Annotated in this window: 16 protein-coding genes; 11 read left to right on the top strand and 5 right to left on the bottom strand. The window is 45.8% G+C overall.

What is annotated here, in order from left to right:
* Window positions 1-80 precede the first annotated feature (80 nt).
* Window positions 81-383: an N-acetyltransferase gene (locus QUB08_RS24340; protein WP_333227861.1), complete on the top strand. Its 303-nt coding sequence runs from the start codon at window positions 81-83 to the stop codon at window positions 381-383.
* Window positions 384-615: 232 nt separating this feature from the next.
* Here QUB08_RS24340 and QUB08_RS24345 read toward each other — a convergent pair whose 3' ends face one another.
* On the bottom strand, window positions 616-2,193 hold the full coding sequence (locus QUB08_RS24345; protein ID WP_333227863.1) for an adenylate/guanylate cyclase domain-containing protein: 1,578 nt from the start codon (window positions 2,191-2,193) through the stop codon (window positions 616-618).
* Between the two features lie 89 nt (window positions 2,194-2,282).
* On the opposite strand from QUB08_RS24345, the gene QUB08_RS24350 reads away from it, so the two are divergent.
* The 9 genes from QUB08_RS24350 (at window position 2,283) to QUB08_RS24390 (ending at window position 9,556) form a co-directional block, all read left to right on the top strand.
* A complete protein-coding gene (locus QUB08_RS24350; protein WP_333227865.1) occupies window positions 2,283-2,543 on the top strand; it encodes a hypothetical protein in 261 nt (86 codons plus the stop codon).
* Window positions 2,544-2,834: 291 nt separating this feature from the next.
* Window positions 2,835-3,665, top strand: coding sequence for a prepilin peptidase (locus tag QUB08_RS24355; RefSeq protein WP_333227867.1), 831 nt, complete (start codon window positions 2,835-2,837; stop codon window positions 3,663-3,665).
* Window positions 3,666-3,726: 61 nt separating this feature from the next.
* Window positions 3,727-3,942 (top strand): hypothetical protein, encoded by a 216-nt coding sequence (locus tag QUB08_RS24360; RefSeq protein WP_333102041.1) that lies wholly within the window; start codon window positions 3,727-3,729, stop codon window positions 3,940-3,942.
* A gap of 180 nt (window positions 3,943-4,122) precedes the next feature.
* Complete coding sequence (accD, locus tag QUB08_RS24365) at window positions 4,123-5,073, top strand: acetyl-CoA carboxylase, carboxyltransferase subunit beta (RefSeq protein ID WP_333227918.1); 951 nt, start codon at window positions 4,123-4,125, stop codon at window positions 5,071-5,073.
* A 582-nt stretch (window positions 5,074-5,655) separates the two neighbouring features.
* Window positions 5,656-5,847, top strand: coding sequence for a translation initiation factor IF-2 (locus QUB08_RS24370; protein ID WP_333058460.1), 192 nt, complete (start codon window positions 5,656-5,658; stop codon window positions 5,845-5,847).
* 145 nt (window positions 5,848-5,992) lie between these two features.
* A complete protein-coding gene (gene psbV / locus QUB08_RS24375) occupies window positions 5,993-6,481 on the top strand; it encodes a photosystem II cytochrome c-550 (protein WP_242719283.1) in 489 nt (162 codons plus the stop codon).
* 154 nt (window positions 6,482-6,635) lie between these two features.
* Entirely contained in the window at window positions 6,636-7,136 is a 501-nt protein-coding gene (psbV2, locus tag QUB08_RS24380) for a photosystem II cytochrome PsbV2 (protein ID WP_333227869.1), read from the top strand.
* Window positions 7,137-7,738: 602 nt separating this feature from the next.
* Window positions 7,739-8,077 carry a cytochrome c6 PetJ gene (gene petJ, locus QUB08_RS24385; RefSeq protein WP_333227871.1) on the top strand — a complete coding sequence of 113 codons (339 nt, stop codon included), beginning with the start codon at window positions 7,739-7,741 and terminating at the stop codon, window positions 8,075-8,077.
* Between the two features lie 459 nt (window positions 8,078-8,536).
* Window positions 8,537-9,556 (top strand): CHAD domain-containing protein, encoded by a 1,020-nt coding sequence (locus QUB08_RS24390; protein ID WP_333227874.1) that lies wholly within the window; start codon window positions 8,537-8,539, stop codon window positions 9,554-9,556.
* A 236-nt stretch (window positions 9,557-9,792) separates the two neighbouring features.
* Here the strand turns inward: QUB08_RS24390 and QUB08_RS24395 are convergent, their stop codons facing one another.
* From QUB08_RS24395 to QUB08_RS24410, 4 genes are all read right to left on the bottom strand, one after another.
* Window positions 9,793-10,290, bottom strand: coding sequence for a 2TM domain-containing protein (locus QUB08_RS24395; RefSeq protein WP_333227876.1), 498 nt, complete (start codon window positions 10,288-10,290; stop codon window positions 9,793-9,795).
* 165 nt (window positions 10,291-10,455) lie between these two features.
* Window positions 10,456-11,292, bottom strand: a complete 837-nt coding sequence (gene crtA / locus QUB08_RS24400) for a cyanoexosortase A (protein WP_333227878.1) — start codon at window positions 11,290-11,292, stop codon at window positions 10,456-10,458.
* Between the two features lie 1,119 nt (window positions 11,293-12,411).
* Complete coding sequence (locus QUB08_RS24405; protein WP_333227881.1) at window positions 12,412-13,131, bottom strand: PEP-CTERM sorting domain-containing protein; 720 nt, start codon at window positions 13,129-13,131, stop codon at window positions 12,412-12,414.
* A gap of 1,668 nt (window positions 13,132-14,799) precedes the next feature.
* Window positions 14,800-16,374 (bottom strand): outer membrane protein assembly factor BamB family protein, encoded by a 1,575-nt coding sequence (locus QUB08_RS24410; RefSeq protein WP_333227883.1) that lies wholly within the window; start codon window positions 16,372-16,374, stop codon window positions 14,800-14,802.
* A 126-nt stretch (window positions 16,375-16,500) separates the two neighbouring features.
* Between QUB08_RS24410 and QUB08_RS24415 the strand changes: the two genes are divergently transcribed.
* On the top strand, window positions 16,501-18,588 hold the full coding sequence (locus tag QUB08_RS24415) for a thioredoxin domain-containing protein (RefSeq protein WP_333227885.1): 2,088 nt from the start codon (window positions 16,501-16,503) through the stop codon (window positions 18,586-18,588).
* Window positions 18,589-18,857: the final 269 nt, after the last annotated feature.

Here is an 18,857-nt window from a genome sequence, read left to right on the forward strand (position 1 = left end):
ATCGCGTTTACTTATAAATCAGCATCAGCAGAAACTGTACTTTTTGTCAATATCTTCTACTGGACTGCCTCTCTAGGAATTTGTCGATTCAGGGGTTAGCGCCAGTCGCAGTTCTACCCAACTATCAGCGACAAGGTATCGGAACGCTGCTGATTCGGGAAGGTTTAAAAGAGTGCGGACGATCGGGATTTCAGGCAGTATTTGTGCTTGGTAATCCAGATTTTTATCCGCGTTTTGGGTTTATCCCTGCTAGTAGAAAGAGCTTAAAATGTGAATATGATGTTCCCGATGAAGCATTTATGGTGTTGGAGTTAGAAAGCGGAGCCTTGCAGGATTGCAGCGGAACGGTGAAGTATCGATCGGAGTTTAGTCTATGCGAGTGATATTAATTCCGTCCTTCATCAGAATTATTCATCTCTCTCTGCGTTCTCTGCGTTCTCTGCGGTTAAATCATTCCTATGCAACCGGAACTCCTCTGACGAAGTGGCGGTTTTGATCGTGAAGTATCGTAAAAAATTATCAAAATAACATTTAGTAGTCACAGTGGAAAAGGGTTGTGCTGTACTTGCCTTTGTGAACCATAAAACCTGTACAACTATTGCCCAGCAAAGTTATTTAAACGCCCCCTTTTCCCTTCTCCCCTTTTGCACCTTGCAAAGCAAAAATCGGAGTTTGAGCAGATTTCCCCTTCAGAGCAACAGATCCCAAAGCCTCGCAAATAAAGTTTAGCTCGATCGCCTCACACACCCTTTCACCAATCAAAATTTGGTTTTCCCCCGCCTTGCTCATCAACCGAGCCGCCGTATTCACCGTATCGCCGAGGATATTAAACTCCCTGCGCCCTCGCGGTTCCCCAACCTCAGCAGCAAACACCGGCCCCAGGGATAGCCCTATTTGACAGCTTACTTTTACTTCTTCACCCGCGATAATTACCAGAGGCAAACCTGCAATCATATCTCGGATCGCAATCGCCGCACTAGCCGCGCGGCTGGCGTCATCCCTGTTAGCGTCGGGCACGCCAAAATAAATCAGCATATCCGAACCGTCTAAGTGCGCCGTTACTTTTTGCAACACGCCCCCTTTAGCTGACACTACAGCATCGATCGACGCAAACACCCGAGAATAACTAACTACCAGATTGACTTCTTCCTCCGGCGAAGCTTTTTCCACAGACTCCGGTAAACCTATCAAGTTGACAAACATCACCGTCGGTTCAGGAAAATCCGGCGGAATTTTCCGCCTGTCTGCATTTTCCACCAGCAGTCTCAGGATAGTTTTGGGAATATAACTAGCAAGGGGTTCAAGCCGATTCACAGCTTCCCCGATTTCTTTTACCAAGCCCGCCACGCTGCGATCGAGCAATACCGAACTCGGCATCCGCCGCCCAGTCAAAGTGATATCATACTCTCCGAGTCGATCGTCCGTGAAATCGTCCGCCACCAAAAAATAACCCTGTTTGCCCGGTTCAAAACGAAATTGGTCTCCCACAGACTCTCTAGCAGTTTCAGTCACACACACCCGCCCCACAGTCCCAGAACCCTCAGCTTGCTTGGCTTGCTGGACTGAATGCCCCAGCAGTACGTGAGCCATCCGCAGCGGCGTACCGATGTCAGCACTAATATAGCGGCCGCAGTGGATACCCACCCGCATCCTCAAAGACAAAACACCCCGCGCCGTTTCAATATTGGCAAATTCAGCCATCGCCCGCTGCATCCGCAAACCCGCCCGCACCGCCCTGGCTGTATCCTCTTGGTAAACCCCTGACGGAAACTGCACCAGCATCGCATCTCCGGTAAACTCCAGCAAATCCCCGCCCGATTTGCTGACAATTTCAATCATCGAGGCAAAATAGTCGTTAATCACGCCCAGCAGGCTTTCAGCTCCCTTGCGCCCCTGGGTCGCGTTCGCTTCCAACAGCGAGGTAAACCCTGCTAAATCCGTGAACAGCAAGGTGCCTGTTTGCCACTGGTAGCGCACCTCGCCCGGATTGGGCGGAGATTCGGACACGGGCCTGGGCACGTAGTCGTGGAGGATGTAGCGCAGAGTTCGCAGGTGATCGAAAACCCCCATTAGCGTTGCGGGGGACGGATCTACCCACGCAGCAGCGTACAGTTGGGCGGAAAGGAGCGATCGCAGCCGCAGTTCGATCGCAGCCAAGGGAGGATTGTAGGTTAATCTATTAATAATTTCCACCTAAGTTTATTCTTAAAAAATAGGGTAAGTTCGATCAATCTAGAGGCAACACCAATAACTCGACTTAATACCATTATGATAAGTTTCCAGTGACCCCATACCAGCCCAACCCCGAACCCACTATAGAAACTTCCGAAAGTCACAGCTTGCTAGCTCCCGATTTGATCCGAGCTGCTCGATCGGCCTATGGTATGTATCTGAAAGTGCATTCCGAGCAGATGCAGCGTCCGGCGGGTGTAGTTGTCAGTCAAGGAAGCGATCGAGGTCAGCTAATTTTTGCTTCGCAGCCGATTTTATTGCCCGGTGAACGTTTTGTTACTTTTGAGGAAATTGAATCTCAAATGTATTAATTGGTAATTGGTCATTGGGCATGGGGCATGGGGCATGGGGCATGGGGCATTGGGCATGGGGCATGGGGCATGGGGCATTGACAACTAATATTTATGTTGGCTCGAACGAGTGTCAAAAAATAGGTTTGTAGTGAGAACTTTAGTCCTCATAATTTTACTTTTGACTAAAGTCCCTACTACAAACCTTATTGGTAATTGACCGGACACAATCTAACAATTAATAAATAACCACAGACAACAGTCAACAGTCAACAGTGAACAGTCAACAGTGAACAGTCAACAGTCAACTTAATGGAAATAATCTTTAATTCCCTTGTCATGGCGATCGTCTTTATTGTCGGATCGGCTATTGGCAGCTTTCTAAATGTGGTAGTCTATCGGTTGCCTGCGGGTTTGTCGGTGATCAACCCTCCTTCTCGCTGTCCCAAATGTTTAAATCAACTCAGAAATTACGAAAATATACCCGTTTTCGGTTGGCTGTGGCTCCGGGGCCGCTGCAATCACTGCCGCAGTCGGATTTCTGCCCGCTATCCGTTGGTGGAAGCAGCTACGGGTTTGCTATTTTTGCTAATCTTTTGGCGGTTTGGCGTAACAGTGCAAACTCTTGGTTTTTGGGCTTTGTTTAGCTGGCTGTTGGCTTTGTCTTTGATTGATTGCGATACAATGACTTTGCCTAATTCTTTAACTCGATCGGGTTTGGTGCTCGGATTGGTTTTCCAAATGGCGAAAGGTTTGTGGCCGACATTTAGTTTGATCGACTCGATACACTATCTGGTACTCGATGGGATCGCCGGATCAGTTGTCGGGTTGTGGCTGTTTGACGCGATCGGACTCGCCGGGACGATCGGGCTGGGGCAGAATGCTATGGGCGCCGGAGATACCAAATTAGCCGCCTTGATGGGAGCTTGGCTGGGGTGGAAATACTTGCTGCTAGCGGGATTTATTGCCTGTTTAGCGGGGGCTTTTGCCGGTGGCGGGGCGATCGCCCTTGGCTGGCTCGATCGGCGTCAACCCATGCCTTTCGGCCCGTTTCTGGCTCTCGGTGCAGCAATTACTGCTCTGTGGGGCGAAGCGATCTTATCTACTTACTTGCAGTTGTTTTTCCCGAATTTTAGTTTCTGATCTGCAGGTAGTCAGGCGCGATCGAACATAATATTGTCTCAAAAATTGGTAAAATTGTTCCGTGTCTTGGATTACACTTACAACTACTAGCTTTCGTTGGGAAGCGGAATTAATGCAGCAGCTCCTAGCTGCTCATGAAATCCCGGCCCGGATTGTAGACTTGGGCATAGCATCTTATTTCGGGGCTGGAAGTGCTACAGCCCTGCAAGTTCTCCCACAACACCAGCGAACGGCATGGCTCCTCATCAGTCCAGTTGAAGAGGACAATAGTCAGTAGTCAAGTCTGTTGTTTATTGTCTGTTGTTATGGTTATTGGTTATTAGTTATTAGTTATTAGTTATTGGTAGCAGCTAACAACTCACAAATAACAACAGCCAACAGTCAACAGTCAACAGTCAACAGTCAACAGTCAACAGTCAACAGTCAACAGTCAACAGTTAACAAATACCAAGTTTTAATGTCTCTATTTGATTGGTTTGCAAATCGACGAAAATCAGTACCGAACTCCCAAGAACGGCCGGAACGAGAAATTGCGGACGGACTTTGGAATAAATGCGAAGCTTGCGATGCCCTGAGTTATACCAAAGACCTGCGAGCAAATCAAATGGTTTGCTTGGAATGCGGGCATCATATCAGAGTTTACAGTGACGATCGCATCGAGCAGTTGATCGATCCCAATACCTGGGTGCCAATTAACGAAGGACTGCACGCCACTGATCCCCTGAAATTTCGCGATCGAAAAAAATATAGCGATCGACTCCGAGAATTTCAAGAAAAAACAGGCCACCTAGACGCCGTAGAAACAGGCATCGGCAAACTCGAAAATTTGCCAGTCGCCCTCGGAGTCATGGAATTTCAGTTCATCGGCGGCAGCATGGGCTCAGTAGTCGGAGAAAAGCTGACTCGCCTCATCGAACACGCCACGCGGGAACGCTTGTCCGTAATCATTGTCTGCGCTTCCGGTGGTGCAAGAATGCAAGAAGGAATGCTCAGCTTGATGCAAATGGCTAAAATCTCCGGGGCTCTGGAACGCCACCGGGAAGCGAGACTGCTTTACATCCCGATTTTGACCCACCCGACCACCGGCGGCGTCACCGCCAGTTTTGCCATGCTGGGAGACATTATAATTGCAGAGCCAAAAGCTACTGTGGCCTTTACGGGCGGTCGGGTAATCGAACAAACTCTGCGGGAAAAGCTGCCGGAAAATTATCAAACTTCCGAATACTCCTTCGCCCACGGTTTTGTAGACTTGATTGTACCCCGGACTCAATTAAAGAAAACTCTTGGTCAGCTCATCAGCCTCCACCAGCCACAGCCTTTCTTGGCAGACTCGGAATTTCCCGCCCTCAATGGCAGCGATAGCCACGCTTTGCCCCCGCAGACTCACGCTTTCAAACTTTCTCCCTAAGCTGCAGCGCCGGAGGATTGTCTGTTGGTGAGTCCGGGGGAGAGACGAAAAATTTCTGATACCAATTTTTTAGGAGGCTGCATAGAATCCGATCCCCCCTAGCCCCCCTTAATAAGGGGGGGACAAGATTCCGATCTTTCGTCCCCCTTCTTAAGGGGGATTTAGGGGGATCGAGATATGTGCAACTTCTCAAAGTCCCCCTTCTTAAGGGGGATTTAGGGGGATCGAGATATGTGCAACTTCACATTAAATTGGTATGAGGAATGGCTCAAAACCCGGCTTCTACCAAAAATATTGAGTTTGGTAACGAGACGTTCACGCAGACACCGGGTTTTGAACCTCGCGCCCGCAACTCCTATTGGTAATAACGACCCAGCAGTGGGATGATATTGATCGGAAGTTGATTGGCCCTGAAGTTAGGCTGGGCAAAAATGCCTAGTCGCAGTTAGCGGTTAGTTAGCTTGCGATCGAACAAAATCTCAGAACAAACTAACAGAACAAGCTAACAGCGCTTTCTACAATTGTCCGGCTTTCAGTTAATAGCCGTCAACTCAATTTTGACCTGTCAGCGACCTAAAAATTATGGGTTTTGCAGACCTGTCCATCGCAGAAATAGCAGAGGACTTCAACGTCCCTGTTGAAGAAGTGATCCGCTTGTGCGATGAGTTGGAAATTGCCTACAAGCACCCTCAAACCCGTTTGGCTTTGGAGGATGTTAAGGCAATTATGTCCACTCTCGAAAAAAGGCGCGATTCAAAACTTCTTGCAGATTAGATCGCAAAATTCCTCTACCTTTAAAGGTATGGCTGCACAAACTTTCGCCAGTTGTTGCAGAATCAGGGAATTTTGAACACAAATCTGTTTGCCAGGTATGATCTCTTAGCGTTCAATAATTTGCCGGATTTTTTTAAGGAGAACCATGCTTAAAAGATATTTCATTGCTCTGACCGCTGTATTCTTGAGCTTTCAGTTATTTGTCAGCAGTGCGATGGCTGTAGAACTGAGTCCTGAACTTCGCACTGTGACTTTGAATGACAAGGGTGCTCCAGTGGTGCTGAGCCTCAAACAAGTTCAGCAAGGCAAACGCCTGTTCAATTCGGCTTGCGCTCAATGTCACGCTGCGGGCATGACAAAAACTGACCCGAACGTGAATTTGAGCCCGGAAACTCTGGCTTTGGCCAGCCCGCCCCGGAATAATATTGAGTCGCTGGTGGACTTTATGAAAAATCCCACCACTTATGACGGGTTTGAGGAAATTTCGGAACTGCATCCGAGTATGAAGAGTGCGGATATTTTCGCTGAGATGAGAAATCTCTCGGATGACGATTTGTACGCGATTGCCGGTCACATTCTGTTGCAGCCAAAAATTGTCTCCAAGCAGTGGGCTGGTGGCAAAGGCGCTCGCTAATCGATTTTAGATTTTAGATTTTAGATTTTGGATTTTGGATTGGGAGAGGGCTGAAGTTCGGCAATAATTGCTGGCGGGTCGTTTTTCGCTCTAAAATCTGAAATCTAAAATTTACCTCCGGCTCATTGATTATCGCAAAAGGTTGTAGTCCCTCATGCTGCGTCGTGGTGCTTTTGTCTGCTTTCTGTTGGGGATGTTAATTATTTTGCCGCTCGTGCTGTTGGCTCCTCAACCTGTTTTGGCTGCGGCCGATTCTTACGTGAATAGGTATTTACAAGCCAGCGAACCTGTGGCTCTGGAGTTGGACTCTGAGGGAAATACTCGCTTGTTTTCGGCTCAGGATTTGTCTGCGGGCAAGGTATTGTTTGAGCAAAGTTGCCTGAATTGTCATGTCGGAGGAGCTAATTTGCCCGATCCGACGATATCTCTGTCTTTGGCTGACCTTAAAGGGGCAACGCCTCCCCGCAACAACATCAATAGTCTGGTGGCGTATCTGAGGGAACCGATGACTTATGACGGTACTGAGGAGACTTTTTGGTGCCGCCAAGTGCCGGAAAGCTGGATGCCACAGGCTGAGATTGAAAATTTAGCGGCTTTTGTGATCCGGGCTGCTCAGAAAGCTCCGGGCTGGGGCGTGGAGAATTTTGAGAGTTGAACTGCCACTGCCAAAAAGTGGTAAATTACTCGGAAGAAGGCGATACGACTGCGCGATCGCGCCTGTTTTAACTAATTTGGCGTAAGTCCCACGCTGTAATTGTACTCAATTGGGCGTCGGGATATAAGCTTTCGCAAGGTCTATGAAAAAGAGCGACAATTTACTGTTTCTCTAGCAAAAAAACGTGTAAGATATAAGTGGTTGCGACCCACCCACTCGACTGCAAACAACAGGCTACAGTAGCAGTAATATGCTTGGCCTTGGACAACTGCGAGAGAAAGGGGGAAAGAACAGACCGCTGGTTGGTAAGGCACGTCCCACCATAAAATACAATCCAAGTTTGTTGTACGAAAATAGTTTTTGCCTTGGGAAACAGGGCTTCTGCGTGGGTTCCCTACGAAGGGATAAAGGGTGTAAAAGCCCAGAAATGCTGTGTAAGACTCCGATCGTCTTCAGTGACGAATCTCTGTAATGAGATACCCAACAGAGCAACGGCAAACGAGACACGAAGCCTACACTGTACAAAAGGTCAGTGCTAGGTATTTCACCAGGTAAAATATCTAAAGAATCACCCTTTGCGTGTCCATTAGAGGAGAACTGCGTTGAAAAGACTCTTATCGATCGCCCTGTTAGCGATCGCAATTTTTACCGTCGGCTTTGGTCGCCCTGCTTTGGCAGGTGATGCTGTTAAGGGAGCTAAAGTCTTTAGCGCGAACTGTGCTGCTTGTCACATCGGTGGCGGCAACGTGGTTATGGCCCAGAAAACCTTGAAAAAGACTGCTCTTGAGAAGTACGGCATGAATTCTCTGGAAGCTATTACCACTCAGGTAACTAAGGGCAAAAATGCTATGCCTGCTTTCGGCGCCAAGTTGAAGCCCGAACAAATCGACGATGTAGCAACCTACGTGCTCCAGCAATCTGAGAAAGACTGGAAAGGCTAAACTGCCTCTTTGAAGTCGGGCAGCCTGGGCGGGTTTGATTTAATTTAAAACTTGTCCTCCCGATCGCACCCTCTCTCACCCTTTGGCGAATAAACATCGGTTTGCAGCGATCTTAACCTATGAGGGAAAGCGCGTCAGAAATCCGATTTTTATGAGTTCAAGGGCGAGGGAGGGACATTTTATTTTAGATTTTAGATTTTAGATTTTAGATTTTGGATTGAAGAATTGAAGAATTGAAGATTTGAAGAATTGAAGATTTGAAGATTTGAAGATTTAAAGATTTGAAGATTTGAGATTGCTAAATGCTGACTTTGTATAAACTGTCAAGCACCTAATATTAAGATTCATGTATGGAAGCCAGTCATAAATTGGGGTGGTGTGCTAGGATGTAAACCCTTTACTAGCAAAGCCTTGAAATCCAAATTAAAGTCGATCGGGGATCTGGAATCTACACCTGCCATGAACGTAAAAACATCAGCCAAAGTTAAAACTCAAGTTAAAACTCTCGGAGACGCTGCATCTGGGGCGATTGAAAAATATTTCCGCAAAAGTGTAGCGCACGAGGCTGAAGTTCTCAAAGACAAAGACGCGGAAGAACTTCATCAAATGCGCGTGGGATTGAGACGTTTGCGATCGGCTGTAACGGGTTTTGCTCCGGTTTTAGACTTGCCAAAAGAGGCTTCTGAACGTAAAATTGGTAAGGTGGGGCGGATTCTGGGAACTCTCAGGGATTTGGATGTGATGCTCGAAAGTCTCCAAAATCGCTATTACCCGAATTTGCCGACTGACGAACAGGAAGTTTTGGATAAGGCTTTGTCGAATTTGCTCAAACAGCGACACCGGGCTTTGAAAGGGGTGAGGGCGATTTTAGAGCACAAAAGCTACGAATCGCTGAAGCAGTCGATCGAGGATTGGCTGGAAAAACCGAAGTTTCAGGCGATCGAACATTTGCCAATTGCTGAGGTTTTGCCAGATTTACTGTTACCTCAAGTCAGCGAGTTTTTTCTCCATCCGGCTTGGCTGTTGGGTACAGAATATGAAGATGGCAAAGTTAAAATTGCTAAGGATTTGAATGCTGAGGCTGTCGAAGAGAAGTTAGCAGCCGAGGGAACTATTCTGCACGATTTGCGGAAGCAAGCTAAGCGGGTTCGCTATTTGATGAATCTGTTTGGCGATTTTTACAGCGAGACTTACGAAGTTTATGTCGAAGATGTGAAAGCTATTCAGGAATGTTTGGGCGATATTCAAGACAGTGAAGTTTTAGGCGAGTTTCTGACAGATTTTGTCGATCGCGATCTGAAAAAAGAATTGCCGAAATTGGCTGGTTTGTTGGCAGAAAATCGCTACGCAGCTTGGCAAAAATGGCAGGTTTTGCAGCGCAGGTATTTGAATTCGGAAATTCGGCAAGGTTTTCGATCGGCTTTAATTCATCCTGTGGTAGAAGATGCTGCTAACGGAAAGTTGCCCCAGGAAAGTTAGGTTTTTCGGGCCCAGAGAATGCGATAGACTGCCGGGAGGGACTAAAAGAGGGATATTTGTAGGGACACGGCATTGCAGTGTCCTTCATTGTGTAACTCAATAAAGGGCGATCGCGCTTTGGGATAGGTTCAAGAAAAAACCTTAACAATTACTCTTTCTAGTAACGAGTTAAAATCAGAATTACTTCACCAGTGTGAAGTAAAAGAAAGGGCGATAGCGTTTTTTACCATAGCAAATCACGACTGCAACCACTTCATAAACTTATTCGTCGCAGTACCAATAGACTCTCCGACTTGTTTCTTCAACCGCCACCGCTGAAACGCTTGTTCGTAATCTTCGCCTTCAGTTTGATAAACATTCCAAGCATTCAGCGACAATCCTAATCCCCAGGTTAGTAAAATGAACAGTGACCAAGAAAGCTCGTGCGAACCTGCTAGATTAAACAAAACTAAAAAAGTATTGATAATGCCGTACTTGGTCACATTTTTCTGCAATCTGCGACGACGGAAAGCGTTAAAAACCAGCTTTTCTTGAACTTCTCCTCTAGTTGCTAACCATTGCTGTTCCGCCGCTACAATATCCTGTTCGGAAATGCCCAATTCCGCCGCAATCTCGAAAAGCTGGACTCTGGATAATTCCCCTTCATCTTGTCGGCGGGCGATCGCAAGCTGTAAAATACCCTGAGCATCCTCTGAACCGTAAACTTGACTTATTTGACTTTCATTGGTTGCCATAACAAGTTTCCTATAATTCCTGACATCCTTTCTATGATAGATATAGACGCAGTTAAACGACAGGTAGTGACATTGGCGGATTTCAACACCCGGACACTTGAGTGAGACTCCTGACTATGGGAGGGGAAATCGAAGAACCGATATATTTCCCCAAATTGCCACTAATTAATTTCCCGAACTTTGACTAAGTTGGCTATCTCGTTTCAGCATAAATTGATAAAATATCCCAAACAAAATCACCGCAATCATCCCCACCACTAAAGACCCTTCACCCTCATGCCAATATTTAAACAAATCTAGGCGCTTAGATGCAACTAACAATGCCATTCCTGCCACTCGAAAAACATTAATAATAAAACCAAAAAGGACAGCGACACCTATTACCAAAGCCTTATTTTGTTTAGTAGGAAACATCACCAAACAAACTACAGCTAAACCTAATAAGTAATTCATTGCCTCTATACCCGAACATCCCCCATTTACCAACACCCTTCCTGTCGGTAAAGCAACATAATTACCCTCACGTGTTACATTAAAACCGACATACCATAAAGAATAATAAGCAGTCTTAGCAGTAAGCGAGGTAACAAAATTCACTAAAGGTAACGTAATGACACTGGGGGTGCCATGAAAAAATAGTATTACCAATTCACGCCAATATAGTTTTAAATTCTGAAAACCTACCGCAAGTAGGCTCAAACCTAAACCAGACAAAAAAGGTGCCAGTCTTAAAAAAGGATCGTATTTAGTGGAAACCACAGCACTTTGAAATAAAATAAAAGCTATTAATAGCGTCCCTGCTACTATCGATAATAGGTCACTTTTTATATTACTCTGTTTGAGAATATCCTGGTTGTCCCAAAGCAGGGAACCCACAGCGCACCAAAAAACTATACTCATCCAAAAATGAGCAACATCGTCCACTTTCCACAGGAGTGTCATATTCAGAGTTACTAAGGCTGTGGCGATAATGATGAGCCAAAAAATTTTTCTCTTGAACATTTTAGATATTAGTTATTAGTTGATTGATCAGAGCCATACTGCGGACTGTTTTTGATGGTCAACCGTAGAATCAGGGTTTCCCGGCGATTCGGCAATCAAAGTACCCACGGAAAATCGAGGGTTTCAGACTACGAACGAAAAAAAGTCTAGACTATTCTTAGATTTTATCATAAAAATAGTACGGGATGTGGACAACTTAGTAGCTTGAACCCATACTACGGAAAGGACTCGGAGGATTTTAAGGGCAGTAAATCTTTGAGATGACGTTAGTAAGCTGTTACGCATTTAAATTGGAAATTCCGGACAGGCTAGAAGCCCGTCCCACAAGAGTTGTATTGATTTTTGACAGACAGTTTAAATGTAGAACAGCTTAGACACTCTGGAATTTGATGAATGGTGAAACTCAGAGGCAACCCATAGCTCAGCACTAGCACAGCTAGCGAAAAGACTGCTACTCGAAATGATTGGTTGGATGCCTAGCACTTGCTTACTCAGCCCTGTAAGCAAAGACTAAAAAGGGAGTGAATCAACAAAAATTAAAAATAAGTAGCCTTAATGAGGATTGGATTTGTTGAGAGTAGACGCAATTAGCACCGCGCATGGTGTGACACTGAGGTTTGAGTAAATACGGCTGAGCGAGTTAGAGTTCCAGCCATGCTCAATGGTGATTATCTGCTTTTCAAGAATCGAGCGTGTCTTTATAGCAATCCTCGCATCATGGGGGAATTTCTTACGGACTCCCAGCGGGTTGGGGGCAGGGTTGGGGTGGGGTAAAAAATTTACGACTCCTGCAAAGATTGCTATATATCGGAAATTCTTCAGAAACAGCCTTACGGTAGTTCTTAAATGCGCTGTTTAGGGGCGATTTGACGGGAGCATCTCAATGAAAGCAGCCAAGCTAGAAATTGGAGTTGGGAGTCAGAAGGAAGGAGCCAGAAGAAGTGTTTTTACAAATATGAGATGCTCGCTTGAGATAGGCTTCCAAGTCTGGGGTTTTCACGGTGGCGCGCTATCAGATACTCAGAAACCTGGTTTCACCAAGAAACCAGGTTTTTAGCTCGAACATACAATAATCAGTTTGGCATCAAGCCAGAATCGAAAACCAGTTCAAATGATTGCCTATTCAGCTTTTTGAGCCTGAGCGCGTTGCTTTTTGAACATAGTACCAAACCCAACAGCGGCTCCAGCAGCCAGCATTGTTAAAGGTTCAGGAGTAGCTTCAGTGTTGCTAGTGCCGATAGTGCTGCTGATGTAAGAATCGCTAGTGGACTGACCAGGAAGTTTAGGAAGACTCTGGACGTGCAAACCTAATTTTAAGGAACCCTTAGTCAACGCGGTAAGTACGTCACCATAATTTCCAGTAAATTGCAATCCCAACATTTCGCCACCTTGGATACCAAATGCATTACCATTACCAGTCGCGCTTGTGAATTCATAGTCTGAGACGAAGCCATTACCACCTTGAGGTAGCTGCCCGGCCTTAGCGTTACGATTAAACATTACTTTGGTAACATCGTTACCAACGTTAGTCACGGGATTAGACAGATAGTTATTATCATCAAAAAAAACTTGACGGATAAACATATTAGGGGCTGCGGCATTTCCAGAGTTGAAGATGTTAAAAAGAACTGATGTACCCTTGTCAATTACATCAAATTTGAAGTTGCTGTTATAGGCATCTCCCGGCGTATCCTTACCAGCGATATTATTAAAGCCAAAGGTGTAGGAAGAGTTAGGTGCAAAGCCGATGGCGGAGGCAGGTGCTGCGGAGACTGCACTAAGAGCGGCGACACCGGCAACAGCTAAAATAGATTTGACTAAGTTTAAGTTGAATTTCATGGTTGACACCTTTATGTTTATGTTGACTGGAAGCAGGTTTTTTTCCTTCACATATTCAATCTAAAGCAAAGCACAAGTTAACGCAAGTAGTTTTGATAAAGATTCGATGAAGATTGGGAATAAGCTGATTGGATTTAGGCAAAATGCCTAAATTGAGGGCTTCTAGCTCGCTATTTCCTATGGCGTGCATCAAAAAATAGGGGTGCTGCCACCCGGATTTTATTCCTGACTTCTCTCTCTTTTAAAAAGCTATAACTCAGCTCCCTAGACTGGGGTGTCACCCAGCATAATTACTGATAAAACTCTTTTTAAGCTCTAAATTCTGCCGTTAAAAAATTTTTTATCCGTGAATGTACGTATAAAAATTTAAGTGAGAGCTTGATTGCTGGGTAAAAATAAGTAAAAACCGATAGTGACAGTTGAAGCTGCGGAATGTGGGCTACAACTCTGGACAAAATCGGGGCTCATATTCGGTGCGTCGATTCTCGCTTTCGGATTCAGCAACCAGCGCCATTTAGACTTATATATTGCAGCATTACCAAGAACCGGCTTTGAGGCCCGTTCCACAAAAATGAGTTTTCTTGTGGGGAGTGGGGGTTGGGCAGGAGAGGCCGCCCAAAACAGGCTTGTTGATCATGGTGCAACATCTCAATTTAGAGACCAATGGTTTCGGTGCTCGTTATTATCTGTGACGCCGGAACTTTGGCAGACTAAAGGGACGACTCGACTTTCTGCGACATAGTTTTCGGAACACCTCTACCGTCAGGGCTGTTTCGGGGCAACCACGGGGAGTAGGGGTCGGATTGCCCCTACGGAAAACCAGCTTTTTGTACGGGTTGTGCCAAGAATGCCGACCCATCCAGGATTTGTTAGGCATTTGGTGGGATTGGGGCAGTCACGGGATTGGGGCATTCACGGGATTGGGGCAACCGGGCGTGGGATTGCCCCTACAAGAGAATGAAACAGCCCTGCGTCTACGGTCTCACTCTTTTAAGATACAAGGGGCGGGTTTTTGAGATTGTCAATTATTGGCAGGTATTGTTGGTGAGGGGAGCCCCTACCGTATTAGGGGTAATCGACCGGACATAATATGACAAGCTTAGCCAGCAAAAGCGAAAACACGCCGAAAATTCGATCGACTGGTGAACTTGGTGGGATGAAGCCTGAGAAAGGGCCTGGAGGGAAAATAAACCGATTTTTCTGTTTTTCTGTCAATTCACTACTCTAGCGGCCACTGGTTTAGGGTGGTGGAAGGGGAAGCATTGTGCGATCGGGCGATCGCAAGCTGTAAAATACCTTGAGCATCCTCTGAAGCGTAAACTTGACTTACGAATGAGAATTAAATAACTTCCACTCTTGAAAGTGGGATGGGCGTCCCGCCCGTCTTTTTTGGACGGGCGGGACGCCCATCCCACAATAACAATTAAATTTGTAATTTATTTAATTCGCGATCCTTATTTGAGTTTCATGAGTTGCCATAACGAGTTTCCAATAATTTCCGAAATTATTTCTCTCATACATATAACCGCAGTTAAACCGCAGGTAGGAATAGGTGGCGGATTTCAACACTCTTTTAAGAACAGGCATCTTGCCTGTCCCACAAAAGAGTCTACTTATTGTGGAACAGGCATCTTGCCTGTTCCGGATAGAGGTACAAAATACCAATAACTAACCCAAAGTATACATCCAGCCATCCCTGGCGCAAATCCTCACAATTCCGTCCCAAACTACAGGGGTCGCCTCAAAGGATAAGCCCGGCTTAAATCTCCCCGATTCTATTACTTTCAAACGGTAAAACTCCCCTTTAGCATTTCTCAAAGCATTTTTATCGCCTGACTTCGCTCGTTCCCAATTCAAATTGAACAAATAAACACCGTTGTATCCCGCACTTATCAGTTTATTGCCATCGGTAAAAATCGGAGTCGAAATTGAAGAACCAATTGCTTTTTTAAATACTATTACCGGAGTATCGTAAGACTGGTTTCGCCAAGGCACAGAAGTTTTTTTACCTGTAATCATATCTTGGGAACCGATGTACAAATTGCCGTCGATCGCATTTGTGGCAAACAGCGCCGGAAACTCCCCTGAATTGTACTCGTCATTCAACGCCACCGAGCCAATTATCCCGCCTTCCCAGCTAGAAAGTCGGCGATTTCCGGTAGGCAAAAACCATTCGACACTGGCATTCGGTTCTTTGTTTGGATTCAGCTTTAGCACGCCGCCGTTACCCTGAATGTATTGTTTTTCAATAGCACAAAACAGTTTCCCCGATTTAGAAATTACAGCACTTCCATCCAAATCTGAACCAGTATAAAAATCCCATACTATTTTTTTAGTTGCAATGCTAATACCGTAAATATGACCTGAACCAGCAGCTATAAATATTCTATCTTTGAGTCTCGATGGCGATGACTCCGCTACCAAGTTTCCACGGTGCTTGCTGATATCTGCTGCTGCATAAAGCTGTACTTCCGACAAGATATTTGGCTGCTTGATGCCTTGTTTGATTTTTGCATTGCTTGTGGAACTATCGAGAAAATAGCCGATCGCATTTTCCCCCGCATTGAACAAAACGCCACCGCCGATGTCCAAAGCGCTGCTGTCATTATCCTGGCTGTAGCTGGGGGTTCTCCTGATGTCCAATTTCCACAGTTCCTTGCCAGTTCTAAAAGATATTGCCCTAAAACTCGGAACTACTTTTTTACCACCACCGCCACTGCGACTGCCTTGCAAAATTACAATTCTGTTTTCGGCGCTAGCTTTTTCATCGATATAAATCGTTGAGGAGCCTTTGATTATATCATCAAATTTATAGCGCCAAACTTCTTGATTGGTAGCAATATCGATTTTTCGCAAATTGTGGTCATAAGCACCTATAATTAAATAAGTTTTTCCCCCGTCTCTGGTAATTGTCGGCTGTCCCGTCCAACCGGCACCGCTCCAAACTACAGACCGCCTTCCCAGAAAAGTCCGGCCGCTGCCGAGTTGAAATTTGTCGATTAACTTCAAACTTTTCGGAACACCTCTGCCGTAGAAACGGCGCTTGTCATTACCTAAAAATGTCGGAACCAATAATTCTATTTCTGGGTCTGCTTTAGCCAGTAAATTGTTAAGATTAGTTTCTAATAAAGCTTGTTCCGAGGATGCAGTTTGGCTCAGTTTGATAACAGCAGGAGGAACAGCAGCACTCAGCAAAAATAGTCCTAGCTGTTGATTGAAGGTTCTCCGAGATGATAAGCTCATGTTAGATCGAGATAATCAGCCTTAATATTAAAACATAATTATCAGCAACAACTCAACAAAACATCTCGCGCTAAACTGCTAGAGGACTGACAAGCTTACCCAGCACGAGTAAAAGTATATTTGATTATGGTGAACCGTCTTGCTCAATCCCAAAGCCTTTACCTGCGGAAACACGCCGAAAATCCGATCGACTGGTGGCCCTGGTGCGAAGAAGCCCTAGAAACGGCCCGGAGCGAAAATAAACCGATTTTCCTGTCAATTGGCTACTCTAGCTGCCACTGGTGTACGGTGATGGAAGGAGAAGCATTTTCCGATGGTGCGATCGCCCAATACATGAATTCGCATTTTATACCGATAAAAGTCGATCGCGAAGAACGGCCGGATATTGACAGCATTTATATGCAAACCTTGCAAATGATGACCGGTCAAGGCGGTTGGCCGCTCAATGTTTTTCTCACTCCCGACGAGCGAATTCCCTTCTACGGAGGTACTTATTTCCCCGTAGAACCGCGCTACGGACGCCCTGGATTTTTAGAAGTCTTGCAAGCAATTCGCCGCTTTTACGACACAGAAAAAGGCAAAGTAGAAGCCTTCAAAGCAGAGATTTTAGGCAACCTCCAACAGACGGCAGCGCTGTCAGGAGTAACCGCCGAATTAAATCGCGAACTCTTCCAAAAAGGCTTAGAAATCAACACCGGAATTGTTGCCGGTCACAACCCCGGCCCCAGTTTTCCCATGATACCTTATGCTGAGCTAGCACTGCGGGGAACGCGATTTAATTTTGAATCAAAATACGACAGCAAACAAGTCTGTACTCAGCGCGGATTAGACTTAGCATTGGGCGGCATTTACGACCACGTAGGAGGCGGATTTCACCGCTACACGGTTGATGCGACTTGGACTGTGCCACACTTTGAAAAAATGCTCTACGACAACGGTCAAATTGTTGAGTATTTAGCAAATTTGTGGAGCGCGGGAATACAAGAACCCGCTTTTAAAACTGCGATCGCGGGGACAGTAGAATGGTTGAAGCGAGAAATGATTGCGCCAACAGGCTATTTTTATGCTGCACAGGATGCTGATAGCTTTAACACTTCTGAAGAACTTGAACCGGAAGAAGGAGCATTTTATGTCTGGACTTATGCCGAACTGGAACAACTATTAACTACTGAGGAATTGGCAGAAATTCAAGCACAGTTTACTGTTAGCCGCAGCGGCAATTTTGAAGGCAAGAATGTATTGCAGCGCCGCCATCCGGGAAAACTGAGCAACATGGTAGAAACGGCTTTGGCTAAACTCTTTGCTGTGCGTTACGGTGGCAATCCCGATACTGTAAAAACCTTTCCACCAGCCCGGAACAATCAAGAAGCTAAAAACGACAGTTGGCCGGGTAGAATTCCCGCAGTTACTGACACAAAAATGATTGCTGCTTGGAATAGCTTAATGATTTCGGGTTTAGCCCGCGCTGCGGCTGTTTTTGAAAATTGGGAATATCTAGAATTAGCTGTGACAACTGCTAATTTTATTTTAGACAATCAGTGGACGGATGGGCGGTTTCAGCGTTTGAATTATGACGGACAATCTGCTGTAACCGCGCAGTCGGAAGATTACGCTTTGTTTGTGAAAGCTTTGTTGGATTTGCATCAAGCGAGTTTGACTTTAGGCAACGGGGAAGAGGCAAAACACTTGCCGAATTCTCAGTTTTGGTTGGAGAAAGCTGTGCAGGTACAAGAAGAGTTTGATGAGTTTTTGTGGAGCGTGGAATTGGGAGGATATTACAATACTGCTAAGGATGCTAGCGGAGATTTGTTGGTGCGGGAACGCAGCTATATAGACAATGCAACTCCGGCGGCGAATGGAATTGCGATTGCGTCTTTGGTTCGCCTCGCGCTGTTGGGCCCGAATTTAGAATATCTCGATCGCGCCGAACAAGGTTTGCAAGCTTTCAGCAGTATTGTACAAGATGCTCCGCAAGCTTGTCCGAGTCTACTTTCGGCGATCGACTGGTATCAGCATTCTACCCTGATTCGCACGTCACCCGACCAGATTTCCGGGTTAATTTCGCAGTATTATCCGACTGCTGTCTGTCAGATTGAGGCTGATTTGCCTGAAGGGGTTGTGGGGTTAGTTTGCGAGTGTTTGACTTGCAAGGAACCTGCGAAAAGTCAAGAGCGACTGTTGGAGGAAATTTTGCAAAGTCAAACGCGAGTTTAGCACCAATACTGTCTATATTATTGAACCGCGAAGACACCAAGGATGCAAAGGAAAAAGGAGGATGCAGAAGGAAGAAAGAGATTATCTTCTAGCGGGAAGGAATCGCATCTTCAGTCTGCTCCTCCATCTTCCAAAATCTCAAATAAGTCTTCCATTGTCATGTCGCTTGGACTTAACCTTAGTGGTTAGACGGTGCTTGACTAACGTAGCGATAGTTAGACTTCGGACACTACCTAATCTTACTCTGTCTGCAGAATCTTCGTGGCTTC

Source organism: Microcoleus sp. BR0-C5, from assembly GCF_036705045.1.
Classification (GTDB): domain Bacteria; phylum Cyanobacteriota; class Cyanobacteriia; order Cyanobacteriales; family Microcoleaceae; genus Microcoleus.

Bases quoted from the DNA above. Each gene is read 5' to 3' on its own strand.
- QUB08_RS24355 (WP_333227867.1), top strand. From the start codon at position 2,835: ATGGAAATAATCTTTAATTCCCTTGTCATGGCGATCGTCTTTATTGTC.
- accD (WP_333227918.1), top strand. From the start codon at position 4,123: ATGTCTCTATTTGATTGGTTTGCAAATCGACGAAAATCAGTACCGAAC.
- QUB08_RS24370 (WP_333058460.1), top strand. From the start codon at position 5,656: ATGGGTTTTGCAGACCTGTCCATCGCAGAAATAGCAGAGGACTTCAAC.
- psbV (WP_242719283.1), top strand. From the start codon at position 5,993: ATGCTTAAAAGATATTTCATTGCTCTGACCGCTGTATTCTTGAGCTTT.
- psbV2 (WP_333227869.1), top strand. From the start codon at position 6,636: ATGCTGCGTCGTGGTGCTTTTGTCTGCTTTCTGTTGGGGATGTTAATT.
- QUB08_RS24390 (WP_333227874.1), top strand. From the start codon at position 8,537: ATGAACGTAAAAACATCAGCCAAAGTTAAAACTCAAGTTAAAACTCTC.
- QUB08_RS24395 (WP_333227876.1), bottom strand. From the start codon at position 10,290: ATGGCAACCAATGAAAGTCAAATAAGTCAAGTTTACGGTTCAGAGGAT.
- crtA (WP_333227878.1), bottom strand. From the start codon at position 11,292: ATGTTCAAGAGAAAAATTTTTTGGCTCATCATTATCGCCACAGCCTTA.
- QUB08_RS24405 (WP_333227881.1), bottom strand. From the start codon at position 13,131: ATGAAATTCAACTTAAACTTAGTCAAATCTATTTTAGCTGTTGCCGGT.
- QUB08_RS24410 (WP_333227883.1), bottom strand. From the start codon at position 16,374: ATGAGCTTATCATCTCGGAGAACCTTCAATCAACAGCTAGGACTATTT.
- QUB08_RS24415 (WP_333227885.1), top strand. From the start codon at position 16,501: ATGGTGAACCGTCTTGCTCAATCCCAAAGCCTTTACCTGCGGAAACAC.